Raw genomic sequence first — 24,973 nt, forward strand, 5'->3', positions numbered from 1 at the left:
AATCAGAAGGAAATAACATGAACTACACCAAGGTAGATCTCAATACATGGGATCGAAAAGAGCATTTTGAATTTTACCGCCACCGTGTCCGGTGTGGATTTAGTCTGACAACAAAACTGGATATTACCGAATTACGGGCATCGCTGACTGAAACAGCGTATCAATTTTATCCGGTGATGATTTATCTGATAACCCGGGTGGTTAATCAGCTGCCGGCATTTCGTCTCGCGATAAAAGAGAATGACTTGATTTGCTGGGAGAGTGTTGACCCGGTGTTTACGGTGTTTCATAAAAAGACAGAAACATTCTCTACATTATGGAGCCGTTACTCAGAAGATATAACCTGCTTTATGTCGGATTATACGGTAATGATGGCAGAGTATCAGGATAATACACGGATGTTTCCGCAGGGTAATCTGCCGGAAAATCATCTGAATATATCGTCATTACCGTGGGTTGAATTTGATGGGTTTAATTTAAATATAGCTGATTTTACTGATTATTTTTCGCCAATATTTACCATGGCAAAGTTTTATCAGGAGGGCGACAGAATATTGTTACCGCTTTCAGTACAAGTTCACCATGCCGCCTGTGACGGGTTTCATGTAGCAAAATTTATTAATAAGCTACAGTGTGCGTGTGATAACGTTATGAAATAAAACAATTAGTTTTATTGAAAACCGTCTTCCGATCCCGGATAGATGGTTTTTTTTTTATAAATTTTGCGTAATCTGTTATTTCGTTTCAGAACGGTTCAATATTAATATAGGATAATCATCCCGCAGTTTGGTAATACCCATAACAATAAACAAGATATAAAAGCATACATTAAGTATGCAATGACAATATTAACGACACCAGTATCAGCAACACCAGAAGCAGTTATAATAATAGTATTAGTAACACCAGTATTAACAACACCAGATGCAGTTATAATAATAGAATTAACAACACCACTATTAACAACACCAAAATTAACAGCACCAGAAAAATCAGTATGATAGCGTTGTTACGCCTGATTGTTGATTAAACAATAAATAAACAGCCATAGATAACGGAAGAGTATATTCTGAATGGCATGTTATTCTGTTCAGCACAATGATATTTTTATTTTTTGATGTTTAATAAGTAATAATGAAACATCAGCTGAACAGTAATTTTATTAGATTATAAAGTAAGTACGAACCAATAAGTCAAAGCGGGGTATATTTATATACTCCGCTTTTTTGGCTTATTCAGGTTACGGGCGGGGGTAATGAATTAAATTATGCAGAGTAACAATACTCTCTCCCGGATTGGCATAAGCATGAGGAATATCGGCATGAAAGCGCAATGACTCTCCTGCACTGACAGCATGCCACTCATCACCGAGGCGTAATTGCAATACACCATCCATCACAATCACATGCTCAATAACGCCTTTTTCATGAGCACTGGACTCACTGAGTGCGCCGGGCAATAAATCAATTTTTAATAAATCGACCCGCAATTCATCATCGAACGGAACAAGGGGAGTTACGCGCATCCCGGAATGGGTTTGTTCAAATACCGGCAACTGTGCGAAGCGGTGAAGTTGCGGATCAGGTTGTGGTTGTGCGCCTTCCAGAAAAACAGAAAATGCGACATTAAACCCGGTCGCTATTTTCCAGAGTGTTGCGACAGTCGGCCCGGATTGTCCGCGCTCTATCTGTCCGAGCATGGCTTTGCTGACCCCGGTCAGTTGTGCCGCCTGGCTGAGGCTCAGTCCGCGCTCTGCCCGCAGTTGTTTAAAGGTTTCGGCGATAGTCGGTGTGATGTCCTGCATAAAATAGATTTATTCCTGCTGAAATACATTGTCCGTTATAGCATCCGATGATACGCTCACGCCGTCTGTTATAACATCCGATGGTGTGTCCCTATGAGTAAGTTAACATTTTTTCGTGCCTTTTCACCAGCAATGATGATGACAGGGCTGGTTGCGGTACTGATTGGCTATGCCAGCTCGGTGGCAATCATTTTACAGGCGCTGGGTGTGGCAGGGCTTGATGCTGCGCAAACCGGTAGTTGGTTGATGATGCTGGGTATCGGTATGGGGGTGACAACGATCGGGTTGTCGCTGTGGTACAAAATGCCGGTTCTGACCGCATGGTCGACCCCCGGGATAGCCCTGCTGGTGACCAGTTTGTCCGGTGTGACCATAAATGAAGCGGTCGGTGTGTTTATTTTTGCCTCCGGTCTGATGTTTCTTTGTGGCATCACCGGTATTTTTGCCGGGCTGATGGCGCACATTCCCCGCTCTATTGCCTCTGCGATGCTGGCGGGGATACTGCTGCGTTTCGGGCTGAATGCATTTGATGCGCTTGAGGTTAATTTTATTCTCTGTGCCGCGATGCTTGCCGCCTATGTTCTGACGCGCCGCCGGTTTCCGCTGTATGCCATTATCGCGACACTGATAACAGGGATTGCGGTTGCCGCGTTGCGTGGTGAACTGCATTTTGTACACAGCGGTGCACTATTTACGCTGCCGTCATTTGTGATGCCGGAATTTACCCTGACATCTGTTGTCAGTGTCGGGATCCCGTTTTTTATTGTGTCACTGGCGTCACAGAACGCACCGGGCATTGCGATCTTACAGGCGAACGGTTATCCACCGCATACCTCAGCATTACTTACCTGGTCATCCCTGGCGGCACTGATACTTGCACCGTGGGGCGGGTTCAGTATCTGTATCGCTGCGATCACGGCTGCTGTCTGTATGGCGCCGGATGTCCATCCGGATCCTGCAAAACGTTATATCGCATCTGTCTGGGCAGGGGTATTTTATCTGTTGGCAGGTGTTTTCGGCGGCGCTGTTTTTATGTTGTTTAACGGCTTTCCGCCGGTGCTTATTCATGTGCTGGCAGGGCTTGCGCTGCTGACAACCCTGATGAACAGTCTGCATCAGTCACTGGCTGATGAAAACGGGCGGGATGCGGCAATTATCTGCTTTTTACTGACCGCATCCGGGATAACATTACTGGGAATCAGCTCTGCGTTCTGGGGGTTACTTGGCGGGATAGCAGCGCATTATCTGCTGGTCAGACACCGCCGGTAAAGCGGCTGTGTATCATCTTAACATTGGGGTAAGGTATGTGATTGACCATGCTATAGACTGTATCAATTAAATGCCTGTTTTACCGGAAGCGGAGAAAGAATGAATTTACAGGGTTATCTGGTGACTGAACGCCATTTCTGGCGCAGTATTGCGCAGTCCTATACTGATATCGGCGAATATGCGCAGTGCTACCTGACGCCGCTGCCGGTCCCGGTTTTTAATTATATTTACTTGCAGGCAGGAGCCGGAGAAGCGGAGTTGGTACAGGCACAGGCTGTTTTTGATAATGGCAGCAAGCCACACTGTCTGGTTGTGGAAAAAACAGCAGCAAAAAGCCTGAATCTTCAGATTGTGGCTGGCGGCTATGAAGCTGACGGTGAAACCAGCGCGATGTACCTGAATATCGCACAGTGGCAGCCTTTATCTGTACTGCCACAGGGATGTGAAGTTCACGAAGTGAATGAGCAGCTCACTCTCTGGGCTACTCCGCTGGAGGCGGCATTTCCGACAGATGATGGCGCAGATGATACGCCTGATTTCAGTATTATCAGTGATTACATCAGTTATCATCAGCGTGCTATGGAAAAAGGCACCGAATTGCACCACTTTGTGCTGATGTACAATAATGAGCCGGTGAGCTGCATGACACTCTCTGTTTTGGATAATATGGCGCGGATTGATGATCTGGGGACTATTCCGGCTTATCAGGGAAAAGGGTTTGCATCATTGTTGCTGGATAACGCACTGACATTGTGCCGTACCGGGGGAGTGAGCGATTGCTATCTGGAAGCCTCCTCTGAAGGTTTGGGTTTATATAAAAAACACGGCTTCCGGACATTGTTTGAGTACTGCTTTTATATCAAAGGGTAAATACATCATGAGAGCACTATACTCAACGTCATTCAGGATGCAGGTTCGTTGGGTATATAAGACAAACGCCCGTAAAAACGGGCGTTGAGTCAGGTATTGCCGGTAATCAGCGGACAACCAGAACAGAGGTGTGTGCGTAACGCACAACAGCCGCAGCATTGGAGCCGAGCAGATAAGTCGACATATCCGGACGGCGTGAGCTGATGACAATCAGGTCGCTTTCCAGGGTATCAGCCAGCTTCAGGATCTGATCTTTTGGTGAACCGGATACCACATGCAGCTCAACCTGCTCAGGTGGCAGTCCGAAATCACTGATCATTTTCGCCAGTTGCTCTTTTGCACTGTCTAATATCTCATCTTTTTCCGGCAGTGTTGCCGCGTAAGCGATACCAAAAGAGGCAAAATGAGAGAACGACGGAATGACACTGATAAAGTGAACTTTTGCGTTTTCAAATTTGGCTAATGTCTGAATCGTCGGAATAACTTCGCGGGTAAGTCCGGTTTCTGAAATATCGATTGGCACAATAATCGTTTTATACATACATCCCCCTCAATCTGAAAGCAGGTTAATCACTAAAAGCAATAATAACCGGTGTTTGATGCACTATACGTGAAAACGATCATACTTCACAATTAAACCCCTTAACGGGGCTTAATTGTGTGATGTGGTAATTAATTAAAGATGAAACGATCGGATTTATCATCGAGGATCAGTTTCAGCTGTGCGGTCAGTGTGCCGGGAGTACTGTCCGGCCAGACCTGCCATTTGTTATTTTCCACATAAAAAAGCTGCCAGGTATCATCTGATTCTGACCACGTCAGCCGGGCAATTTGTTTTTCAATGATTTGCGGGGAGCCGCATGGGCAAACGAGTTGTTTCTGATAAATCAGTACGTTGTGCTCATCGGTGCGGTACTGAACATCAAATTCATCAGGGATATGACCATTCGGCCAGAGGCGCTCGGTAAACAGGCGCATATTTTGTTTTATCTGCTGTGTCTGAACTGAGTTAAATTCCATAGCATTACCATTTTGTGACGAACGAAAATTAGAACAACCCGCTATATCAACCGGTTTACGCTGATTGATAAGGTCGTTTCAGGCAGAGCATTATCTGCGTGATTCAGGGACCGCCACGGGAGATCATGTTAGCGCATTTCACGAAGTTGAGAAATACTTTTTCAAGCTATACCCAACGTCATTCAAGCTGCAGGAAGGCGGCAAGGGAAGATAGACGGGGAGCATAGATAAACTATGTGACCCGGCTATCTGAATGCAGCCAACGAACCTGCAGCTTGAATGAATAAGGGTATATCCTTTTTAACGGGTATATAACCCTACAACTATATTAATCAATCAAAGGAAAACGAACCGTTAACGGCGGGTGAGAAAATACGGGGAATGGTAAGGCTGGTACAGGAAAACAGGGGTTGTGCATAAAAAAACGGCTTTCCTCAGAAAGCCGCTCTTTTACCGGATTCAGACGCAGGTCAGAATCGGCTTATTTTTTGATTTTAATAATCACCGTCTCACCGACAGTGACAGAGCCGGTCATTTTGACCATCTCTTTTATTTCATCCATATTGGAAATAACCACCGGTGTCAGTGTGGATTTAGCTTTTTCTTCCAGCAGTGCCAGGTCAAACTCAAGCACTAAATCACCTTTCTGTACACGCTGGCCTTCTTCCGCAATACGTTTGAAGCCTTCACCTTTGAGCTCAACGGTGTCGATACCAAAGTGAACAAACAGTTCAATCCCGCTGTCCGACTCAATAGAGAACGCGTGATTGGTTTCAAAAATCTTGCCGATAGTACCGTCAACCGGTGCGACAATCTTGTTACCCGTAGGTTTGATGGCAATACCATCACCAACAATTTTTTCAGCAAAAACAACGTCAGGCACATCTTCGATATTCACAATCTCACCAGAAAGCGGGGCGACGATCTCAATCGTGCCGCTGTCTTTTTTATCGTCTGAAACCAATGATTTCAGTTTGTCAAACAGACCCATGAATACTCTCCTAAGTGTTGATACGGGACCGGGCGTGAATTTGGCTTAGTGCAATGTCCTCAAAAACCGGATCCTCAGAACCCGGTTTTCAAATCTGATGTTCAGCACAGCGTTTTTTCTTTGGTGAATGTGTCCACCAACGCCATCAGTTCTGTGGCCGTAGGCTGAGTCAGCGCCAGTTCCGCCAGCGTTTTCGCATCCTCGTAATGGGTATTACGGATCAGCTTTTTGATACGCGGAATAGCTATCGGACTCATACTAAATTCATCTAAACCCATGCCCAGCAACAATAATGTCGCACGCTCATCACCCGCCAGCTCACCACACATACCCGTCCATTTTCCTTCCGCATGGGAAGCATCAATGACTTGTTTGATAAGGTTCAGCACCGCAGGAGACATCGGGTTGTAGAGGTGGGAAATCAGTTCATTTCCGCGATCCACTGCCAGAGTATACTGCGTCAGGTCGTTGGTTCCAATACTGAAAAAATCGACTTCTTTTGCAATGTGACGTGCATTCACTGCCGCCGCCGGGGTTTCGACCATGATACCAACTTCGATAGTTTCATCAAAAGGTTTCTGCTCGTCACGTAATTGCTGTTTCATTTCTGCCACGATTTTGTTGAGTTCGCGGACTTCTTCGACGGAAATCACCATCGGGAACATGATGCGCAGTTTTCCGAAAACAGAGGCGCGTAAAATCGCACGCAGCTGAGTATCAAGAATTTCACGGCGATCAAAACAGATACGGATTGCACGCCAGCCGAGGAACGGGTTTTCCTCTTTCGGCAGATTCATATACGGCAGGTCTTTGTCACCGCCGATGTCCATGGTGCGGACAATAATCGCTTCATCCGGCATCGCCTGTGCGACGTCTTTATAGGCGCGGAACTGTTCTTCTTCGGTAGGCAGGGAATCCCGGTCCATAAACAGGAATTCGGTGCGATATAAACCGACGCCTTCCGCACCGTTGCGCTCAGCACCCGGCATATCGCGTACGGTACCGATATTCGCACACACTTCGACCTGATGTCCGTCCAGCGTGATAGCCGGGAGGTCTTTGAGTTTTGCCAGTTCTGCTTTTTCAGCCAGATAATCATCGCGCACCTCTTTCATGCGCTCGATGTCATCATCAGACGGCTGAAGATAAATCTGGTTATTGACGGCATCCAGGATCAGATAATCGCCGCTTTTAATATTTTCAGTGGCATTCACGGTGCCGACAATCGCCGGGATTTCCAGCGAGCGTGCCATGATTGATGTATGAGATGTACGCCCGCCGATATCGGTAATAAAGCCCAGCACGTTTTTCAGATTGAGCTGCGCGGTTTCTGACGGTGTCAGATCTTTGGAGACTAAAATCACTTGTTCAGAAATGGCGCTCAGGTCAACAATCGGCATACCGAGAATATTTTTCAGCAGGCGTTTGCCGATATCACGGACATCAGCGGCGCGCTCTTTCAGGTATTCGTCGTCCAGACCTTCAAGGGCAATCGCCTGTTCTTCAATCACATGATTAGCTGCGTAGTCAGCCGTTCTCTTGCTTTTGATGATATCGACGATTTCATTTTCCAGCTCTTCGTCTTCGAGCAGCATGATGTGGCCTTCAAAAATATCGGCTTTATCAGCACCGAGACTTTTTTTCTGCCATTTCTTTGATTGCATTCAGCTGCACGGACGCTTTATCGCGACCGTCGGTAAAACGCCGGATTTCAGCATCAATCTGTTCAGCAGAAATCGATTTCTGGCTGATAATGATAGGTTCTTCTTTGAGTAACAACGCTTTACCAAAAGCGATACCCGGTGAAACAGAGATTCCTGAAACCATAATAAATACCTTTCAGCTTACTGGGGGAGCGCAGCACAGCGGGTGTGTGCGGTACCCGGAAACGGGTAATCCCTGAACCCGTTAAACAGGTTCAGGGATACTGACAGGGAGGACGGTTAGCGGATTACTCCAGCTCACCCATCAGTTTGACGAGATGTTCCACTGCTTTCTGCTCATCTTCGCCTTCTGCGGCGATAGTCACAACGGTGCCCTGAGTCAGACCTAATGTTTGCAGCTTGAACAGGCTTTTCGCGCTGGCGCTTTTGCCGCCGGAAGTCAGTGTAATGTCAGATGTGAATGTTTTTGCTTCTTTGACAAACTGAGCCGCAGGGCGTGTGTGCAGACCGTTAGGTGCAGTAATGGTGACTTCTTGCTGATACATAGGGTTACCTCATCGTTAGTAATTTTTGCCGGCGGTATGGCGGTTATTTAGTGTGTATTACTGTAATCATAGCCGGAGCAGATAAAATAGCACAACCCGGAGATTCGACATACGTTATCGGTGTCATTATTTTGGGCTGTGAAATAATTACATTTTTAATACTAAACAACCGCGCAAAAATCACCCCGGAGAGTGTCAAAATTTGATCTGTTGCACAAAAAAAAGCACCCGGAGAGGGTGCTTTCGGTGTCAGACAGGACGGGAACTGAATCCGTTCAGTCGATTATTTTTCGTCAATATCGGCGAATAATGCTGTACTCAGATAACGTTCACCGGAAGATGGCAGGATAACCACAATATTTTTGCCTTTAAATTTATCTTCTTTTGCCAGACGTTCAGCAGCAATGACTGCCGCGCCGGAAGAGATACCGGCGAGAATACCTTCGCGCTCCATCAGTTTGCGGGCAGTGGCAAAGGCGTCTTCGTTACTGACCAGCTCGACACGGTCGATCAGGGATAAATCCAGGTTGCCCGGGATAAAACCTGCGCCAATGCCCTGAATTTTGTGCGGACCGGGTTTGATTTCTTCACCGGCCAGCGCCTGGGTGATAACCGGTGAATCTTCCGGTTCAACGGCGACGATTGTCACGTCTTTTTTGCCTTTGATGTTTTTCAGGTAACGGGCAATACCGGTGATGGTTCCGCCGGTGCCGACACCTGCCACAATCACATCGACATTACCGTCTGTGTCTTCCCAGATTTCCGGACCGGTGGTTTTTTCATGGATAGCCGGGTTTGCCGGGTTACTGAACTGTTGTAAAACGATATAACGGGACGGGTCGCGTGCGCTGATTTCATCCGCTTTTTCAATCGCGCCTTTCATGCCCTTTGCGCCTTCGGTCAGTACCAGGTCAGCACCCAGTGCTTTCAGCAATTTGCGGCGCTCAATACTCATGGTATCGGGCATGGTCAGAGTCAGTTTATAACCCCGGGCAGCTGCAACATAAGCCAGTGCAATTCCTGTGTTACCACTGGTTGGTTCAACCAGTTCCACACCCGGTTTTAAGATCCCGCGCTTTTCCGCGTCCCAGATCATATTGGCACCGATACGGCATTTCACACTGAAACTCGGGTTACGGGATTCCACTTTTGCCAGGATATTACCGTGACCGAAATGCTTCAGGCGGACCAGCGGTGTATGACCAATGGTTAACGAATTATCTTCATATATCTTACTCATCGGTTTTCCTTAAAAAATCATTCATAATCGGACTATACCCAACGTCATTCAAGATGCAGGCAGGCGGCAAGCTCCGATTGCCGGGGAACATACATCAGTATGTGACCCGTCTGGCTGAGTGCGGCCAACGAACCTGCAGTTTGAATGAATAAGGGTATAAATATGAATCAACATTACCCTCTGGCAAGGGGAAAGGAAATACATAATCGATCTAACCTTATAACCATATGAATCCGTTATACCAAAATAGAATATATAATCGTTGCATATAACAAGGCAGGAAAAAAACGGCAGGGCGGAATAATTACCGCCCGGCGCGGGAAAATGGCGGGGTATCAGTCGCGGACAAACTGTGTGCGGTAGCGGTCCACCCACAGCGCAGTTGCGCCGCAGACCGCAGCAGGCATGATAAACAGGTTCACAAACGGGATCATCGTCAGCACGCTGACCAGTGAGCCAAACTGGAGGCTGGTCATGTTATCGCGGCGCAGCGTCTGTTTCATATCCGGAAAACTAATTTTATGGTTATCGAACGGGAAATCTCCGTACTGAACCGACATCATCCAGGCACCAAAAATAAACCAGAGCACCGGGGCTACCGTCTGACCAATGCCGGGAATGAAAAACAGGACCAGGAGAACAAGGGCGCGGGGAATGTAGTACAGTAATTTGACCATTTCCCGTTTCAGAATACGCGGAATATCTTTTACCAAATCCGCATAGCCCTGATCTGGCGCCGGGCGTCCGGTAAGCTCTGCTTCCAGTTTTTCTGCCAGCCAACCGTTAAACGGAGAGGCAATAATATTAGCTATCGTACTGAAAAAGTAGGTAAATACCAATAAAATGGAGAGGACGGCAACCGGCCAGATAAGGTAGTCCAGCCATTGTAACCAGCCCGGAATTTTTGCCATCAGCCATGAGATCCAGCCGCCGAACCGGCTGAACAGCCACCAGAGCGCACCGCCCATAACAATAATATTGGCGAGCAGCGGTAAAATAACAAAGGCCCGGATACCCGGACGCATCATCAGCCGCCATCCTTGTGCGACATACGCAAAGCCGCTGAGCGACCTGACAGGATTTATCATACTTCCTATTCACTCCTATGATTGGAAAACGTTATACTAACAGATGAAACAAAAAATTTGTCTTACCGCCAACGAAATGTCAGGATGTAAATCAGTCAGAAAGAGCAATTAAATGATCTTTATTGCAAGAAATGCGTGCCGGGACTTGAACTTAACATCGTTGACAAATACTCTGGTAATCAAATGATAGTATTTTGCCATGGTGGCCTTTAATTTAAACAACAGAGATAGCACTGATGCAAGATTTGCGTCTGATATTAATCGTTGTGGGTGCGGTAGCAATCATCGCTTTGTTACTTCACGGACTGTGGACGAGCCGCAAAGAGCGCTCATCCCTGTTTCGCGCGCGTCCCATGAAGCGTCGAAAACACGAACCGCAGGATGATGCCGCTGATGAACAGTCAGAGGCGCGGGGTTCCCGTCATTCTGCTTTGCCGGAAAATACGTCGTCGCAGACAGACTCACAGGATCCTCTGTTATCTGCGGGTAATAATATGTATCCGCCGTCAGAGCCGGTTGTGCCTTCCGTTTTGCCGAAAGCGGCTGCTGAACGCCGTCCGGCTAAATCCCCTGAATCTGAGCCACAGATTGGTTTATTTGATGCCATAGAGCAGGAAGCTCACACTGAGCCTGTTGCACAAGTGCTGACTACCGGTGCGGTGATTACTGCGGCAGAAACAGCAGAACCGGATGTGCCGCAGGATAATGATAATGAACCAGCACCCGTATCCGCACCGCAGGAGCAGGAACAGCCTGCTGCTAAAAACAGCGGCGCGGAAAAGGAACTGGTGCTGGCGCTGTTTGTTGCTGCGCATCAGGGACAGCTTATCGCCGGTGAGACACTGCGTATTGCTGTCGAACAGGCAGGCTTTCGTTTCGGTGCCATGAATATTTATCACCGCCATGTTGATCCTGCGGGCAGCGGACCTGTGCTGTTCAGTCTGGCAAACATGGTGAATCCGGGAACTTTTGTGCCCGAGCAGATGGACGCCATTGAAACACCCGGTGTGGCGATGTTTATGATGGTACCGTCTTACGGCGACGCGAATCAGAACTTTAAGCTGATGTTGCAGGCCGGACAGCGTATCGCCTCTGACGTGGGCGGCGTGGTACTTGATGATGAACGCAGAATATTAACACCACAAAAAATTGAGGTGTATAAAGCGCGTATCAGGAAAGTCCTTGTCTGCACTCAGCCTGACGGATATATACCCGACGTCATTCGTGATGCAGGCAGGCGGCAAGGGAAGATAGACGGGGAGCATACATTAGTATGTGACCCGGTTAGCTGAGCGTAGCCAACGAAGCTGCAGTTTGAATGAACAAGGGTATAACAATGCATTATCAAACCCCCCCCGCTTGCCGGGGGTTTTTTTTTAGCTGTAGTCAGGTATAATCAGGTATAAAACAGACTGACAGATAACGATCATGCCAAAAAATAACGAAAACAACATCGAAAACGATATAGAACAACTGCGCGCCACGCTGCGCCATCACGAGTACTGTTATCACGTGCTGGATAACCCGCAGGTACCGGATGCGGAATATGACCGTCTGATGCAGCGCCTGAAAGCAATGGAAGCGGAAAATCCGGCACTGATCACCCCTGATTCTCCGACACAGCGTGTCGGTGCGGCACCGCTGGGTGCATTTGAGCAGGTGCGCCATGAAATTCCTATGCTGTCACTCGATAATGTCTTCGATGAAGAGAGCTATCTGGCATTTGACAACCGCGTACGCGACCGCCTGAAAGATACACAGGATCTGACATTTTGCTGTGAACTGAAACTGGATGGTCTGGCGGTCAGTCTGCTTTATGTCAACGGCAGCCTGGTTCAGGCAGCAACCCGGGGTGACGGCACCACCGGCGAAAATATTACGGCAAATGTCCGGACTATCCGCGCTATCCCGCTGAAACTACGCGGGGATAATATCCCGGATCGTATTGAGATCCGCGGGGAAGTCTTTATGCCGCTGAAAGGCTTTGAGGCAATGAATGACGAAGCACGGCGCACCGGCGGAAAAGTATTTGCCAATCCGCGTAATGCCGCTGCCGGTTCATTGCGCCAGCTTGATCCTCGCATTACCGCCAAACGCCCGCTGACCTTTTTCTGTTACGGCGTTGGTGTAACTGAGGGCGCAGTATTGCCCGGCAGCCATTATGATCGTCTGCAACAATTTAAAGAGTGGGGATTACCGGTCAGTGACCGGGTTCAGCGCTGCACCGGCAGTCAGGCGGTACTGGATTTTTATCATCAGGTGGAAGAGAGTCGTCCGCAACTGGGTTTTGATATCGACGGTGTGGTCATAAAAGTGGACTCTGTCGCGCAGCAGGAAATACTGGGCTTTGTGTCCCGCGCACCGCGCTGGGCAACCGCGTTTAAATTCCCCGCACAGGAGCAGATGACGATTGTCCGCGATGTGGAATTCCAGGTCGGCAGGACAGGGGCAATTACCCCTGTGGCACGCCTTGAGCCGGTTCTGGTGGCGGGTGTCATCGTCAGTAATGCCTCACTGCATAATGCAGATGAAATCAGCCGCCTGGGGCTTAAAATCGGCGATACCGTGGTTATCCGCCGTGCCGGTGATGTTATCCCGCAGGTTGTGGGCGTGGTTGAATCAGAACGTCCGGATGATGCGCGTGAGATAGTCTTTCCGCTGCATTGCCCGGTGTGCGGGTCTGATATTGAGCGGGTCGAAGGCGAAGCGGTGGCGCGCTGTACCGGCGGGCTGATTTGCGGTGCGCAGCGCAAAGAAGCGCTCAAGCACTTTGTCTCCCGCCGTGCCATGGATGTTGACGGGCTGGGTGATAAAATTATCGATCAACTGGTGGACGCTGAGTATGTACAGACACCGGCAGATTTATGGCGTCTGACCCCGGGAAAACTCACGGGGCTGGACAGGATGGGACCAAAATCGGCAGAAAAACTGACCGATGCACTGGCGGCGTCAAAGCAGACTACGTTTGCCCGCTTTCTTTATGCCCTGGGGATCCGTGAAGTCGGGGAGTCCACGGCAGCGAACCTGGCGGAGCACTTTAGAACCCTTGATGCATTACAGGCCGCAGATACCGATGTACTGAAAACAGTACCGGATGTGGGAGACGTAGTTGCAAAACATGTTGTGAATTTCCTGCGGGAAACGCATAACCGGGATGTAATTACCGATCTGACACAAAATATCGGTATTCACTGGCCGGAGGTTGTGGCTGTGGATGCTGCCGCGCTGGATAATCCGTTTGCCGGAAAAGTCGTGGTACTGACCGGGTCATTACAGATACTGACCCGTGATGAGGCAAAAGATCGCCTGACCGCGCTGGGGGCAAAAGTGACCGGCAGTGTGTCTAAGAAAACCGACCTTGTGATTGCCGGTGAAGCGGCGGGCTCTAAACGGGCAAAAGCCGAAGAACTGGGTATCCGCGTGATAGATGAAAATGAATTTATTGCGATGCTGAACTGATGTTCTGAACGGACGTGACAGAATAAAAAAACGGTCTTCTGAGGAAGACCGTCAGGCCGTTGACAAACCTGCAGGGTTTGGCTGCGACCGTCAAAGGTTGTAAAAATAAACAAGGAAAATCACTTTATTGATTTTCGGCTGATAACACAAAGCAGGAAAAACCCCGTTTTATCCTGCTTTGTCAGCAATCTTACGGTCTTCTGAGGAAGACCGTTTAAACCACCTCAGGTGAGATGATGAATAAAGAAGATTTAGTGGCCATCGCGAACACCGCTATGCCTTTTGGTAAGTACAAAGGTTGCTGTTTAATCGACCTGCCCGAAGAGTATCTGCTTTGGTTTGCGCGTAAAGACAGTTTTCCCGAAGGGCGTTTAGGTCAGCTGATGCAAATTACCCTCACCATTAAAATTGAAGGTTTAAGTGGTCTGATAAAACCGCTCAAACGACCGTCTCACTGATCACGGGTCAGTGCATCGATAACCTTCTGGCTCAATATACGAAACTGACGCTGCTCATCTTCATCAAGACTTGCAAATACCTTTTCCGCATTACGGGTTCGTCCGATCGCCGCATGTGAAAGAAATTCCTCACCTTCCGGTGTCAGTTGGGTAACCAGCTCGCGTTTATCCATTTCAGACTGATACTGAGAAACAAACAGATGCTTTTTCAGTGCCCGCAGTGATTTAGAGACATTCTGGCGTGAAATTCCCAATTTCTGACTCAGATCTGACGGCGTCAGGTCACCCTGAAGGCGCAACATTTCCATCACATCATACTGTGCCCATGTCACCTTTTCCGGTGAGTAAATAGTACGTTGTGCTACTAATGTACACTGTAACAATGACAGTGTATTTTCCAATTCCTTGAATGACATAACTCCTCCCTTTTATTGTCGCCTTTAGTGTAGCTGAAAGGCAAAAATAGGAAAAGAAAGTTGATTAACGAAAGTTAATTAATTATGCTATTAATTAAAGAAAGTTAATTAAAAGGGGACTGCATGAATGATTTCAAACAGAAGATTATCCTGATCACCGGTGCCAGTACCGGTGTTGGTGAAGGAATCGCGCGTGAATTACTCAGTCGGGGCGCTAAAATTGCGATTACCGGGCGTAATTCTGATAACCTCAAAAAGGCAATAAATGAGTGGGATCCTACGGGGGATAGCGTGCTGCCTATCACAGCAGATGTACGTAATTTGAGCGATTGTGAACGTGTGGTGACTACTGTGTTAGAAAAGTTTGGTGCATTACACGGTTTGGTGAACAACGCAGGTGTGACCGGTCCGCATGGTGTCAAAATTGAAGACTATGATTTTGAGGCCTGGCAGGACGTGATAAATACGGATGTCACCGGGACATTTCTGGGGATGAAATTCGGGATACCGGCGATTGTTAAAAGCGGCGGTGGTGCTGTGGTTAATTTATCCGCCTGCAATGGTATTACGGGAATTGCCGGTATTGCACCTTATACGGCAGCCAAGCATGCTGTACTGGGACTGACCCGCGCGGTGGCACTCGAATATGCAGAGCAGGGCGTGCGGGTGAATGCGGTCGGACCGGGCTATGTGGCGACCCCGAATATTCTGGCATTACCACAAGATGTTCAGACGATGATGGCTGAAAGTCATCCGATGAAGCGTATGGCAACAAGGGAAGATGTCGCCAAAATGGTTGCATTCTTATTGTCAGATGACAGTCGTTTCTGTACCGGCGGATTTTATCCGGTTGATGGCGGATATACGGCACAGTAGCCTGCAAAAACGAAAACCCCGGTCAGAGACCGGGGTTTGAATTTGGTGGAGCTAAGGGGGATCGAACCCCTGACCTCTTGCATGCCATGCAAGCGCTCTCCCAGCTGAGCTATAGCCCCGATAAAATTAACCGGACGCTGCGCATAATAGGCAACGTTCCCTGAGCTGTCAACGGCTTAATATGAAAATCGTGTGCGACCGATGAAAAAGCCGTCAATCGGGATAAATAACATAAAAGCAGTATTATCGTTATGAAAACGCCCTGCAAAAAGCAGGGCGCTATCTAGCTATCTATCTATAGATATAGCAGACCGGACGGCAGGACAGATAATTACTGTGCTTCGCGCTCAGCAATAAAGGCCAGCGCCATGTCAATGCGGGCGAGGGAACGAGCTTGTCCGATAGCATGAACAGTGACATCAAGACCCGGAGACTGACCGGCACCGGTCACGGCAACACGCAGTGGCATCCCTACTTTACCCATTCCGATTTCCAGCTCATCAGCCGTTGTCTGAATGGCGTTATGAACCTCTTCAGGTGTCCAGGTTGTCAGTGCAGCCAGTTTGGCTCTCACCAGTTCCAGCGCCTGACGGGCAACCGGGCGCAGGTGTTTTTTCGCGGCATCGGCATCAAAGCTGTCAAAATCTTCATAGAAATAGTGACAGGTTTCTGCCATTTCTTTCAGTGTTTTGCAGCGCTCGCCGAGCAGACGAACCAAATCAGCCAGTTGCGGACCATTACGGGTATCAATTCCGGCTTGTTCGATATGCCATTGCAGATACACCGCCACTTCTTCAGCAGGCATACTGTTAATATAGTGATGGTTCAGCCACTGTAATTTTTCAGTATTAAAGGCACTGGCGGATTTGCTGACGGCATCCAGGGTAAATAATTCAGTCATCTCTTCGATGCTGAAAATTTCCTGGTCACCGTGTGACCAGCCGAGGCGTACCAGATAGTTCAGCAGCGCGTGCGGCAGATAGCCATCATCACGGTATTGCATCACACCTACGGCGCCGTGGCGTTTGGATAATTTTTTGCCGTCGTCGCCATTGATCATGGAGACGTGTGCATAAACAGGAACCGGTGCGCCGAGCGCTTTAAGAATATTGATTTGGCGCGGGGTGTTGTTGATATGGTCTTCACCACGGATGACATGGGTGATTTCCATATCGCGGTCATCGACAACCACACAGAAATTGTAGGTTGGGGAACCATCAGTACGGCGAATGATTAAATCATCCAGTTCCTGGTTGCTGAATTCAATCGGTCCGCGGATTTTGTCATCAAAAATAACTGAGCCTTCCTGCGGGTTCGCAAAGCGCACCACATGTGGTTCATCCGCACTGTGATTATGGTTGTTACCACGGCAGCAACCGTCATAACGCGGCTTTTCATTATTAGCCATCTGGTTTTCACGCAGAGTTTCCAGGCGCTCTCTGGAACAGTAACAGCGATATGCTGTTCCTTTTTCGATCATGGTGTCGATCACTTCATTGTAGCGATCAAAACGTTTGGTCTGATAATACGGACCTTCATCCCAGTCCAGGTTTAACCAGTTCATTCCGTCCATAATGGCGTCGATCGCTTCCTGAGTTGAACGCTCAAGATCGGTATCTTCTATACGTAAGACGAACTCACCGTGGTTGTGGCGGCTGTACAGCCAGGAATAAAGAGCGGTACGGGCACCGCCCACATGCAGGTAGCCGGTCGGGCTGGGTGCAAAACGGGTTTTTACTTTACTCATTGGAATGCCTTTCATAACGTCTGTGTCAGACGTAGTAGATGATGAAGTAGTAAGTATGCTGGGGATATTTTAGCACTGAGACATAATTCCTCAATGAAAAGGGCAAAAGAAGGTCGAAAAAGTCCTTTTCTGCGGCGCAATACGAAAAATATATGATAAAACAGGTTGTTTTTGCAGCGCCAGACCCGAAGGCTGTCACGAATTGCCCGGTTTTTGCTTACTATCTGTGCGGGGGCGATGATAATTAGATCAGGGTGACTAAAATTAGAACGAACGATCATTTTCTTTCGAAAAATCGTTGACTCAAACTCAGGTATCCCTATAATGCACCTCCATCACGACGGGCGATTAGCTCAGTTGGTAGAGCATCTCCCTTACAAGGAGGGGGTCACTGGTTCGAACCCGGTATCGCCCACCACTCTTGTTATAAGAGTGAACGTTGTGACAGGAAGTAAAGGCAGTAAAGCGTTATGAATGGGCGATTAGCTCAGTTGGTAGAGCATCTCCCTTACAAGGAGGGGGTCACTGGTTCGAGCCCGGTATCGCCCACCATTCATAATGAGCGTTGTATTGATGTTCGTTGTAGTCATCCTGAAGTGGGCGATTAGCTCAGTTGGTAGAGCACCTCCCTTACAAGGAGGGGGTCACTGGTTCGAGACCGGTATCGCCCACCACTTCACATGATTCTTCCGCATCAGCAGGTATGGGGCGTTAGCTCAGTCGGTAGAGCAGTTGACTTTTAATCAATTGGTCACAAGTTCGAATCTTGTACGCCCCACCATCTTACTGTTATTCCTCCCTTGCTTTACACTCTCCCATAGTTTTTGATAAAAACCATTCTGTTTCGTGATCTATTTCACGCTATTTCAATTAAAGTTTTTAATCATTCTGCCGTTATTTCCTTATGTTAGTCACGATTTTTAGTGATCTGTCTTTTTATAACAAGAAATGACGTCGGTTTGGGGAAATCCAATGCCGGACGCTTTTTTTTCTTTCAGCATGGAGCATTATTCCGATGGCGTGGCCTGTTCCTGAATTTCCGGTTAAACGTAATGTGCCGGGCGCTAGAATTACGCTGTGGCTGGGGCTATTGATCGTTGTTCTGGCAATTATTTTTTTACTCGATTTTTATATTTTTAAGCTTCCGCTGACGGAAGTGCTTATTTTTATTTATCTTCCGTACATTTTGCTGTGGATGTGTTTATTTACCTACGCAATGCATCGTCATGAGCAGTCACGGATAGCCTGTCAGAGCTGGAATGCCTCGATTAATTTCAGACGTAATGAATGGGTAAACTGGTGTCAGCGCAAACTGATGGTCACCGGGGTGGCACTTCTGATGCCGAAAGGGGTAAAGCAGGTATCGGCTCAGGAGAAAAAACAGCACACGGAAGATGAGGATAAACAGGCGTTGGCGGGCTACGACCATTCGGTTGATAACATGCTGACGGCGTTGCATAACTCACTGAACCAACAGCACGAAGGTTATCAGACAAAAGTTAAAACGGTTTATGTCATCACACCGAACACATTGCAAAATGGTGAAATCGAGCGCAGTGTCACTAAAATATGGGAATGTGGCACGAAATTTATTCAGACGCCGGATGACATCGGACATTTGTTTGATGAGGATAATAATAATGCAATGTGGTTGCTGGTCGGGCTGAATATCTGGCAGGCGGGACAAATCCCCGCCTATCATGAAATGGCAAGCGCTGTTTTGCTGACGTCCTGTTACTATTTTGAGCGAAATACATTTCCGTTCAACGGCAGTCTTTCCCGGTTTATGCCGATCAACGAATTACAATTGTCTGATGATATCCCTATGCTGGAAAAAATGAATCTGCTGGATAAAGAAGAAGAGAAATCTTTCTGGCTGATGCGGGAAAATGAACTGGCGCAGGATGTTATTTATCAGTTTTGTAATAAAGCACAGCGCCGTACTTTCCTGAAAAATAATATTTATATTGCCGATAATCAGGTCAGTGCAGACAGAGAAGCTGTCTTTGTTCTGGCGATGATGCTGATTAAATCGAAAGAAATGCTCAGCCCGCAATGTCTGTTAATGATGGATGCTGACGGACTGGGTTATTCAACAGTGGTTGGTTGCGAAGTACATTAAAACAGATTGAAGCAAAATCTGAAACAGGAGCCGGTGGTTATTATAACTGCCGGCTTTGTTTTATGATAAATATCATTATTTTCAATAAGATAATTTAATGGATGAACGTTCATAACAACAGGCGGTTTATTATGCGGGCTGTATGCTGCATAAAAACAGAGTGCGCTAAGAAAAGGGGCTGAGGCCTCTTTTTTGATATATAAACAGGGAATGCACTCGCAACCGGCAACGATCCTGTTTATGCTGCCAATAAAACTATTCAGCAAAATTATCACGGCAGGGTACTGATGGATTATCTGTATTATGCGGGTCAGGGGTTCGGGATTGTCGCGTTTTTTATCGGGATAACGGTTTTTATCCAGCGCAACGAGCGGAAGCTCAAAATCCGCCTGTCCATTTACACCGCCATTATGGCCACTCACTTTTTTCTGCTCGGCGCTTATCCGGCAGGGATCAGTGCCACACTGAACAGCATCCGGACGTATGTTTCTATCACTCACCGCCAGCGTTGGGTGCTGTATCTGTTTGTCATGCTGACGCTGGTTCTGGCTGTTCCGAATATCCGTGTCTGGCAGGAAGTATTGCCGGTCGCGGGTACGTTGATGAGTACATTCGCTTTTTTCCTGCTGGCCGGGATCCGCATGCGCTATGTGCTCTGGTGCTCGACAGCCTGTTGGGTTGTCTATAATGCCTGGCTGGGAACCGTTGGCGGCACATTGATTGAATCCACTTTTTTACTGATAAACGGGTGGGCGATTTATCGCTTTCGAAAACTGATAAAGCAGGGCATAAATCCGTTCAGCTGAGAACAGGTCAGCGGGAGGGCGGGGTATTCTCCGGGGTATCTGAGTGTGAGTCATCTGTGGGATCAGAACCGGTTTCGCGCATCACCTCATTACACATAAAATAGAGGTTAGGACGCCGTTTGGCGATATATGTCAGACGTGTTTCACACTCTTTCTGTGTATAAAGATCTTCAGTGACCGGCAGTGCCTCACAGGCATCATTGCCACAGGTACTGACCAGTAACACAAATCCGATAGTTTCTAACATAGACTCCCGCCGGTTTTATTTCAGAAACATTATTATGTCGTAAATGGTTGCCTTTCGTCCAGTTTTTACACGGCACAGGGCAGATTGACAGCATTATTGTAGCGGGTGAACTCACAGAACCGGGTTATTTCCTGTCAGATATTGCCGTTCCGGATTTATTTCATAGTTGAATGCAGACAGACACATCCCGTTTTATTGAAAAATATGACCGGAAACGATAACTTTTGCTTGTGCAAGTGAAATGATAATGATTATTATTGTCAGCACTATTTGTATAATGTGTATTTTGTCTAATGACGATGAGGAATCAGCATGCGTATCGGGATGAGTGTGGCAGCAGCATTACTGGGAGTGGTTTCAACGTCCGCTATGGCGCTGGAATATCCGCTGGGACAGCCTGTAATCAAAAACGGAATGGAAATTCAGGGTGTTTATCTGCAACCTATCACCATGGCGGTGGAAGGTAAGCATGAAATGCATCATCTTGACGCTGATAAATCAGACGTTCATCTGGAAGCGGACATTCACGCCGTGGAAGAAAATCCGAACGGCTTCGCGGAAGGGGACTGGATCCCGTATCTGAAAGTGGATTATAAAGTAACCAAACTGGATGACACGAAAAAAAACACAATCCGGGACATTTATGGCGATGGTTGCCAGTGACGGTCCACACTATGGTGATAATCTGAAACTGGACGGCTACGGAAAATACCGCGTGGAATACCGAATTTCACCGCCGAGCATGAATGATAATGTTGCATTCGGCCGCCATATTGATAAAGAAACCGGTGTTGCTCCGTGGTTTGAGCCGTTTGATGTCTCCTGGGACTTCGATTACGCCGGAACAGGGCGTAAAGGCAGCTACTAAGTTTATTTCTCAGGAAAACAGCAGGCTGCATAAATGCGCCTGCTGTTCTGACACCGGACGTCATTATCCCGCTGAGGTCACTCATGAAATCCCTTTTAATTGCACTGTGCATGACGGTGCTCTCTCTGGCATCTCTTCCCGTCAGTGCGGCGGCGGAGAAATTCACTGTTGAACTGGAAATGAATAACGGCGTACTGACGCCGCCGGTACTGCATGTTCCGGCGAAAACGCCTGTCCGCATTAAAATCCGTAATACCGGTACAGAGCCGGTTGAATTTGAAAGTACCCAGTTACGCAAAGAAAAAGTGCTGGCGCCCGGCGCATCTTCTGTGGTGGTCATTGCGCCGCTGAAACCCGGAAAATACACTTTTTTTTGATGATTTTCACCTTTCGCATCCGGCCGGTGAGATCATCGCGGAATAAGTGTCAGGTCACAGGAATTGATTATGGGACAGGTTCTTTTTGTAGTATGGCGTGAAAGTTTTGAAGCGCTCCTCGTGGTCGGCATTATCTATGCGTGGATCAAACAACATCCTGACGCCGCAGCCGGACGCCGCTATCTCTGGGGCGGTGTCGCCCTGGGTGTTGCATTGTCACTCTTTCTGGCGTTGCTGATTTACGGCGTATTTAATGTGCTGGATGACAGCGGACAGACCTGGTTTATGATCGGGATGTCGCTCTTTGCCTGTGTGCTGATCGTGCAGATGGTGTACTGGATGCAAAAGCACAGCGCCTCTCTCAAATCCGGCATTGAACAGGAAATGGATAACAGCGCCCGGCAGCACTCCTGGTGGGGCGCCTTGTTTATCGTCGCTATTGCTATTGCCCGTGAAGGCAGTGAAATTGTGGTTTTTCTCTCCGGTATTGTAATGAGTCTGACTAAAGAGACGATGTGGTCATTCACCGGTGAGGTTCTGGGCGGGATTGCGGTTGCGGCACTGACGCTGTGGGTCTTTCTGTTTACTTACCGCAAAATGGCATGGAAATGGTTTTTCCGTATTACCGGGATTGTCCTTTTGTTCCTCGCCTGCTCTCTGCTGCTTAAAGGTACCGAAGAGATAGTCAATGTACTGACTGAGCATGATATTGAACTGAATGATTTTCTTATCTATCCGTTGTGGGATACCGGCAACTGGCTGGATGACTCCGGCGCGGTGGGTAATTTCCTCGCGACATTGTTTGGCTATCGCTCACAACCTATCGGGCTGAGTGTTATTACGTTTGTGGTGTACTGGCTCATTATTCTTGTGCTGTTCCGCCGCCGGGAGAAACAGCATGCGGCGTAATTATCTCCTGATAAGCCTTGCGCTCTCAGCGCTGTTTCTCAGCCGGATTGCGGTGGCTGAGAAATACCGTGCCGGAAACCCGGACACCGGCAGTGGCGTGGTCATTGCCAGAGGCGATATCCCGACGCCGGAAAAATATCTGCCCATGATTGCGGGCTACATGAAGATGATGAGCGGGCAGGTTGCTGCAACAGAGCAGCAACTAACCCTGTTACAGCAGGCACTGAATAAAGGGAATATGGCGGCGGCAAAGCAGGCTTATATTCAGGCGCATTATGAATATGAAGTTATCCGCGCGGCAGTCGTGGTATTTGGTCACGCCGACCGCGTGATAAACCCTCATGCGGGCTATTTTACTGAGCGGGAGCGCGACCCGAAATTTACCGGTTTCCATCGCATAGAATATGCACTGTTTGCTGAGAATGACCAGGCTGCGGCGCAGGCTGCCACTCAGGATTTACTGCGCAATATTCAGGATTTAAAACAGCGGGTTGGCGTTGAAACACTGCCGGTGGCAAAACTGGTGCAGTCAGCAGATGACAGTATCGAACTGATTTTAAGCACCAAACTCGGGGGTGATGAAAACCGCTACAGCCGTTCTGATGTGTCTGATATCGCCGCTAACATCGAAGGTGCCAGGCATATCGCCACAGCGATTTCACCATTTTTATCAGAAAAAACAAACACATTACTGAAACAACAGTTTGCAGAACCGGATGCGGTACTGGCACGCTACCGTGATTCGCAGGGGCGTTATGCGCCTTATGAAAAACTGACAGCGGCGGATAAACAACAGCTTTATGCAGGGCTGACAATCCTGGCGGAATCCCTTGCACAACTGCGCGCTGAACTGAATATTGATGTGTATTACAAATACCGGAAAGAACCATGAAACGCGGAAAAGAATGCAATACAGGCGGTGACGAAACAGTCAGCCTGAGTAAACGCAGTACACTGAAATGGCTTGGCGCGGGAAGCGTACTGTTATCCGGCGGGGTGTTTGCCCTTCCTGCTGTTGCAAAATCTGACAATACTGCGTGTGATAACACACCACGCCTGCGTGAAATTCCGTATCTGGGAAAACATCAGGCGGGTGTGATAACTCCGGAACAAAAAGAAGCCGTTTTTCTCTCGCTGAATCTGACGGTAAAAACCCGGGATGAAGTTGACGGCGTATTTAAGCGCCTGACAGCCTGTATAGCGGATCTCACCCGTAACCGGAAAGCAGGAAAAACAGCCGGTGACCGGATGCCGCCGGCAGAATCCGGAATACTCGGCACCTACCTCACTGCAGATGAACTCACCGTAACGGTTTCACTGGGTCATTCACTGTTTGATGACCGCTTCGGTTTTTCTCATGTCAAACCACAGAACTTTGTTGAAATGACGGCATTTCCGAATGACCGTCTTGATCCGGACTGGTGCGGCGGCGATATTTTATTACAGTTTTGTGCCAACAGTCGTGAGACAGTGATTTATGCGTTGCGCGAAGTACTGCGCCGTCTCTCAGGTTCTGTGGCACCATTGTGGAAAATTGACGGTTTTCTGCCTGCGCGGGATATTGAGTGCCGGACTACCCCGGTTAATTTATTTGGTTTCAAAGACGGAACCGGAAACGGGGATGCCGGTGATGCGGCACTGATGGATGACCTGGTCTGGATAACCAAACCGGAACCATCCTGGATTGAAAACGGCAGTTATCAGGCAGTGCGCCTGATCCGTTTTGAACTGGAATTCTGGGACAGAACCCCGCTGGAAGATCAGGAAAATGATTTCGGGCGTCATAAAGCAACAGGTGCGCCGATGGGCAAAGCCCGCGAGCATGATGATCCTGAGTTTCAGCGCGATCCCCACGGTGACCGTGTACTGTTTGACTCTCACATGCGCCGCGCCGAACCCCGGACTACAGAAAGACATGTTTCAAAATTGCGTCGTCGTAGTTATAGTTACTCCCTGGGGCTGACGCCGTCAGGGCAACTTGATATGGGTCTGATTTTTATTTCATTTCAGAATGATTTAAAAAAAGGATTTATCAGCACGCAAAAACGCCTGAACGGCGAACCGCTTGAGCGCTATATCAAACCGTTCGGTGGCGGCTATTATCTGGTCTTGCCCGGGATCTCATCCGCACAGAATTATATCGGCGAAAGTCTGATGAACGCGGCACGGACACAGGCGGTATCACCGGCAGACTAAA

General features: G+C 48.1%; 23 protein-coding genes, 5 tRNA genes and 3 pseudogenes. 19 read left to right on the forward strand and 12 right to left on the reverse strand.

The window, feature by feature from the left end:
* Positions 1-17 precede the first annotated feature (17 nt).
* Positions 18-659 carry a type A chloramphenicol O-acetyltransferase gene (gene catA, locus AYY16_RS00900; RefSeq protein WP_067360836.1) on the forward strand — a complete coding sequence of 214 codons (642 nt, stop codon included), beginning with the start codon at positions 18-20 and terminating at the stop codon, positions 657-659.
* Positions 660-839: 180 nt separating this feature from the next.
* On the forward strand, positions 840-1,001 hold the full coding sequence (locus AYY16_RS20085) for a hypothetical protein (protein ID WP_156664939.1): 162 nt from the start codon (positions 840-842) through the stop codon (positions 999-1,001).
* A gap of 239 nt (positions 1,002-1,240) precedes the next feature.
* On the opposite strand, the gene AYY16_RS00905 is transcribed toward AYY16_RS20085, so the two are convergent.
* The gene (locus AYY16_RS00905; protein ID WP_067360840.1) at positions 1,241-1,804 is read right to left on the reverse strand and encodes a helix-turn-helix domain-containing protein; all 564 of its coding nucleotides are present in this window, start codon (positions 1,802-1,804) and stop codon (positions 1,241-1,243) included.
* Positions 1,805-1,897: 93 nt separating this feature from the next.
* On the opposite strand from AYY16_RS00905, the gene AYY16_RS00910 reads away from it, so the two are divergent.
* Together AYY16_RS00910 and AYY16_RS00915 are read left to right on the forward strand one after the other, a co-directional pair.
* Positions 1,898-3,073 (forward strand): benzoate/H(+) symporter BenE family transporter, encoded by a 1,176-nt coding sequence (locus AYY16_RS00910; protein ID WP_208020713.1) that lies wholly within the window; start codon positions 1,898-1,900, stop codon positions 3,071-3,073.
* 99 nt (positions 3,074-3,172) lie between these two features.
* Entirely contained in the window at positions 3,173-3,943 is a 771-nt protein-coding gene (locus AYY16_RS00915) for a GNAT family N-acetyltransferase (RefSeq protein WP_067360843.1), read from the forward strand.
* A gap of 106 nt (positions 3,944-4,049) precedes the next feature.
* On the opposite strand, the gene uspF is transcribed toward AYY16_RS00915, so the two are convergent.
* The 7 genes and pseudogenes from uspF to cysZ all read right to left on the reverse strand — a co-directional run bounded on the left by uspF (position 4,050) and on the right by cysZ (position 10,491).
* Positions 4,050-4,484, reverse strand: a complete 435-nt coding sequence (gene uspF, locus AYY16_RS00920; protein WP_067360846.1) for a universal stress protein UspF — start codon at positions 4,482-4,484, stop codon at positions 4,050-4,052.
* A 131-nt stretch (positions 4,485-4,615) separates the two neighbouring features.
* Entirely contained in the window at positions 4,616-4,963 is a 348-nt protein-coding gene (locus AYY16_RS00925; RefSeq protein ID WP_067360849.1) for a DUF3024 domain-containing protein, read from the reverse strand.
* 481 nt (positions 4,964-5,444) lie between these two features.
* On the reverse strand, positions 5,445-5,954 hold the full coding sequence (crr, locus tag AYY16_RS00930; RefSeq protein ID WP_067360852.1) for a PTS glucose transporter subunit IIA: 510 nt from the start codon (positions 5,952-5,954) through the stop codon (positions 5,445-5,447).
* A gap of 101 nt (positions 5,955-6,055) precedes the next feature.
* Positions 6,056-7,781: pseudogene (gene ptsI, locus AYY16_RS00935) on the reverse strand (phosphoenolpyruvate-protein phosphotransferase PtsI).
* Positions 7,782-7,905: 124 nt separating this feature from the next.
* Positions 7,906-8,163 carry a phosphocarrier protein Hpr gene (ptsH, locus tag AYY16_RS00940; protein WP_067360856.1) on the reverse strand — a complete coding sequence of 86 codons (258 nt, stop codon included), beginning with the start codon at positions 8,161-8,163 and terminating at the stop codon, positions 7,906-7,908.
* Between the two features lie 283 nt (positions 8,164-8,446).
* Complete coding sequence (gene cysK / locus AYY16_RS00945; RefSeq protein ID WP_067360859.1) at positions 8,447-9,403, reverse strand: cysteine synthase A; 957 nt, start codon at positions 9,401-9,403, stop codon at positions 8,447-8,449.
* 335 nt (positions 9,404-9,738) lie between these two features.
* The gene (gene cysZ, locus AYY16_RS00950) at positions 9,739-10,491 is read right to left on the reverse strand and encodes a sulfate transporter CysZ (protein ID WP_067360862.1); all 753 of its coding nucleotides are present in this window, start codon (positions 10,489-10,491) and stop codon (positions 9,739-9,741) included.
* 233 nt (positions 10,492-10,724) lie between these two features.
* Between cysZ and zipA the strand changes: the two genes are divergently transcribed.
* The 3 genes from zipA (at position 10,725) to AYY16_RS00965 (ending at position 14,408) form a co-directional block, all read left to right on the forward strand.
* Positions 10,725-11,783, forward strand: a complete 1,059-nt coding sequence (zipA, locus tag AYY16_RS00955; RefSeq protein WP_208020728.1) for a cell division protein ZipA — start codon at positions 10,725-10,727, stop codon at positions 11,781-11,783.
* Between the two features lie 136 nt (positions 11,784-11,919).
* Positions 11,920-13,950: an NAD-dependent DNA ligase LigA gene (ligA, locus tag AYY16_RS00960; RefSeq protein ID WP_067360865.1), complete on the forward strand. Its 2,031-nt coding sequence runs from the start codon at positions 11,920-11,922 to the stop codon at positions 13,948-13,950.
* Positions 13,951-14,186: 236 nt separating this feature from the next.
* Positions 14,187-14,408: a DUF3820 family protein gene (locus tag AYY16_RS00965; protein WP_067360868.1), complete on the forward strand. Its 222-nt coding sequence runs from the start codon at positions 14,187-14,189 to the stop codon at positions 14,406-14,408.
* Here the strand turns inward: AYY16_RS00965 and AYY16_RS00970 are convergent.
* Positions 14,402-14,824 (reverse strand): MarR family winged helix-turn-helix transcriptional regulator, encoded by a 423-nt coding sequence (locus AYY16_RS00970; protein WP_067360871.1) that lies wholly within the window; start codon positions 14,822-14,824, stop codon positions 14,402-14,404. The two genes, AYY16_RS00965 and AYY16_RS00970, sit on opposite strands and share 7 nt — an antisense overlap.
* Before the next feature lie 123 nt (positions 14,825-14,947).
* On the opposite strand from AYY16_RS00970, the gene AYY16_RS00975 reads away from it, so the two are divergent.
* A complete protein-coding gene (locus AYY16_RS00975) occupies positions 14,948-15,700 on the forward strand; it encodes an SDR family NAD(P)-dependent oxidoreductase (RefSeq protein WP_067360875.1) in 753 nt (250 codons plus the stop codon).
* Positions 15,701-15,743: 43 nt separating this feature from the next.
* Here the strand turns inward: AYY16_RS00975 and AYY16_RS00980 are convergent.
* Both AYY16_RS00980 and gltX read right to left on the reverse strand, forming a co-directional pair.
* A tRNA-Ala gene (locus tag AYY16_RS00980) sits at positions 15,744-15,819 on the reverse strand.
* A 212-nt stretch (positions 15,820-16,031) separates the two neighbouring features.
* Complete coding sequence (gene gltX / locus AYY16_RS00985; RefSeq protein ID WP_067360878.1) at positions 16,032-17,447, reverse strand: glutamate--tRNA ligase; 1,416 nt, start codon at positions 17,445-17,447, stop codon at positions 16,032-16,034.
* Between the two features lie 342 nt (positions 17,448-17,789).
* On the opposite strand from gltX, the gene AYY16_RS00990 reads away from it, so the two are divergent.
* The 6 genes from AYY16_RS00990 (at position 17,790) to AYY16_RS01020 (ending at position 20,375) form a co-directional block, all read left to right on the forward strand.
* Positions 17,790-17,865, forward strand: a tRNA-Val gene (locus AYY16_RS00990).
* A 58-nt stretch (positions 17,866-17,923) separates the two neighbouring features.
* Positions 17,924-17,999 (forward strand) — tRNA-Val (locus tag AYY16_RS00995).
* Between the two features lie 46 nt (positions 18,000-18,045).
* Positions 18,046-18,121 (forward strand) — tRNA-Val (locus AYY16_RS01000).
* A gap of 31 nt (positions 18,122-18,152) precedes the next feature.
* A tRNA-Lys gene (locus AYY16_RS01005) sits at positions 18,153-18,228 on the forward strand.
* A 234-nt stretch (positions 18,229-18,462) separates the two neighbouring features.
* Entirely contained in the window at positions 18,463-19,569 is a 1,107-nt protein-coding gene (locus AYY16_RS01010) for a hypothetical protein (RefSeq protein WP_067360881.1), read from the forward strand.
* A gap of 287 nt (positions 19,570-19,856) precedes the next feature.
* On the forward strand, positions 19,857-20,375 hold the full coding sequence (locus tag AYY16_RS01020) for a YgjV family protein (RefSeq protein WP_067360886.1): 519 nt from the start codon (positions 19,857-19,859) through the stop codon (positions 20,373-20,375).
* A 7-nt stretch (positions 20,376-20,382) separates the two neighbouring features.
* Here AYY16_RS01020 and AYY16_RS01025 read toward each other — a convergent pair whose 3' ends face one another.
* Entirely contained in the window at positions 20,383-20,622 is a 240-nt protein-coding gene (locus tag AYY16_RS01025) for a hypothetical protein (protein ID WP_067360889.1), read from the reverse strand.
* 312 nt (positions 20,623-20,934) lie between these two features.
* On the opposite strand from AYY16_RS01025, the pseudogene AYY16_RS01030 reads away from it, so the two are divergent.
* The 5 genes and pseudogenes from AYY16_RS01030 to efeB all read left to right on the forward strand — a co-directional run bounded on the left by AYY16_RS01030 (position 20,935) and on the right by efeB (position 24,972).
* Positions 20,935-21,490: pseudogene (locus AYY16_RS01030) on the forward strand (iron transporter).
* Positions 21,491-21,600: 110 nt separating this feature from the next.
* Positions 21,601-21,913: pseudogene (locus AYY16_RS01035) on the forward strand (cupredoxin domain-containing protein).
* 23 nt (positions 21,914-21,936) lie between these two features.
* Positions 21,937-22,776, forward strand: coding sequence for an FTR1 family iron permease (locus AYY16_RS01040; RefSeq protein ID WP_067360892.1), 840 nt, complete (start codon positions 21,937-21,939; stop codon positions 22,774-22,776).
* Positions 22,766-23,668, forward strand: coding sequence for an EfeM/EfeO family lipoprotein (locus AYY16_RS01045; RefSeq protein ID WP_067360895.1), 903 nt, complete (start codon positions 22,766-22,768; stop codon positions 23,666-23,668). Before AYY16_RS01040 ends, AYY16_RS01045 begins: the two co-directional genes overlap by 11 nt.
* Positions 23,665-24,972 (forward strand): iron uptake transporter deferrochelatase/peroxidase subunit, encoded by a 1,308-nt coding sequence (gene efeB, locus AYY16_RS01050; RefSeq protein ID WP_067360899.1) that lies wholly within the window; start codon positions 23,665-23,667, stop codon positions 24,970-24,972. The genes AYY16_RS01045 and efeB overlap by 4 nt, the downstream gene beginning before the upstream one ends.
* The last annotated feature ends 1 nt before the right edge of the window (position 24,973 follow it).

Source organism: Morganella psychrotolerans, assembly GCF_001676155.1.
Taxonomy (GTDB): domain Bacteria; phylum Pseudomonadota; class Gammaproteobacteria; order Enterobacterales; family Enterobacteriaceae; genus Morganella; species Morganella psychrotolerans.

What these genes read in the sequence shown, in the direction of transcription:
- catA (WP_067360836.1), top strand. Translation starts at nt 18, where the DNA reads ATGAACTACACCAAGGTAGATCTCAATACATGGGATCGAAAAGAGCAT.
- AYY16_RS20085 (WP_156664939.1), top strand. Translation starts at nt 840, where the DNA reads ATGACAATATTAACGACACCAGTATCAGCAACACCAGAAGCAGTTATA.
- AYY16_RS00905 (WP_067360840.1), bottom strand. Translation starts at nt 1,804, where the DNA reads ATGCAGGACATCACACCGACTATCGCCGAAACCTTTAAACAACTGCGG.
- AYY16_RS00910 (WP_208020713.1), top strand. Translation starts at nt 1,898, where the DNA reads ATGAGTAAGTTAACATTTTTTCGTGCCTTTTCACCAGCAATGATGATG.
- AYY16_RS00915 (WP_067360843.1), top strand. Translation starts at nt 3,173, where the DNA reads ATGAATTTACAGGGTTATCTGGTGACTGAACGCCATTTCTGGCGCAGT.
- uspF (WP_067360846.1), bottom strand. Translation starts at nt 4,484, where the DNA reads ATGTATAAAACGATTATTGTGCCAATCGATATTTCAGAAACCGGACTT.
- AYY16_RS00925 (WP_067360849.1), bottom strand. Translation starts at nt 4,963, where the DNA reads ATGGAATTTAACTCAGTTCAGACACAGCAGATAAAACAAAATATGCGC.
- crr (WP_067360852.1), bottom strand. Translation starts at nt 5,954, where the DNA reads ATGGGTCTGTTTGACAAACTGAAATCATTGGTTTCAGACGATAAAAAA.
- ptsH (WP_067360856.1), bottom strand. Translation starts at nt 8,163, where the DNA reads ATGTATCAGCAAGAAGTCACCATTACTGCACCTAACGGTCTGCACACA.
- cysK (WP_067360859.1), bottom strand. Translation starts at nt 9,403, where the DNA reads ATGAGTAAGATATATGAAGATAATTCGTTAACCATTGGTCATACACCG.
- cysZ (WP_067360862.1), bottom strand. Translation starts at nt 10,491, where the DNA reads ATGATAAATCCTGTCAGGTCGCTCAGCGGCTTTGCGTATGTCGCACAA.
- ligA (WP_067360865.1), top strand. Translation starts at nt 11,920, where the DNA reads ATGCCAAAAAATAACGAAAACAACATCGAAAACGATATAGAACAACTG.
- AYY16_RS00965 (WP_067360868.1), top strand. Translation starts at nt 14,187, where the DNA reads ATGAATAAAGAAGATTTAGTGGCCATCGCGAACACCGCTATGCCTTTT.
- AYY16_RS00970 (WP_067360871.1), bottom strand. Translation starts at nt 14,824, where the DNA reads ATGTCATTCAAGGAATTGGAAAATACACTGTCATTGTTACAGTGTACA.
- AYY16_RS00975 (WP_067360875.1), top strand. Translation starts at nt 14,948, where the DNA reads ATGAATGATTTCAAACAGAAGATTATCCTGATCACCGGTGCCAGTACC.
- gltX (WP_067360878.1), bottom strand. Translation starts at nt 17,447, where the DNA reads ATGAGTAAAGTAAAAACCCGTTTTGCACCCAGCCCGACCGGCTACCTG.
- AYY16_RS01010 (WP_067360881.1), top strand. Translation starts at nt 18,463, where the DNA reads ATGGCGTGGCCTGTTCCTGAATTTCCGGTTAAACGTAATGTGCCGGGC.
- AYY16_RS01020 (WP_067360886.1), top strand. Translation starts at nt 19,857, where the DNA reads ATGGATTATCTGTATTATGCGGGTCAGGGGTTCGGGATTGTCGCGTTT.
- AYY16_RS01025 (WP_067360889.1), bottom strand. Translation starts at nt 20,622, where the DNA reads ATGTTAGAAACTATCGGATTTGTGTTACTGGTCAGTACCTGTGGCAAT.
- AYY16_RS01040 (WP_067360892.1), top strand. Translation starts at nt 21,937, where the DNA reads ATGGGACAGGTTCTTTTTGTAGTATGGCGTGAAAGTTTTGAAGCGCTC.
- AYY16_RS01045 (WP_067360895.1), top strand. Translation starts at nt 22,766, where the DNA reads ATGCGGCGTAATTATCTCCTGATAAGCCTTGCGCTCTCAGCGCTGTTT.
- efeB (WP_067360899.1), top strand. Translation starts at nt 23,665, where the DNA reads ATGAAACGCGGAAAAGAATGCAATACAGGCGGTGACGAAACAGTCAGC.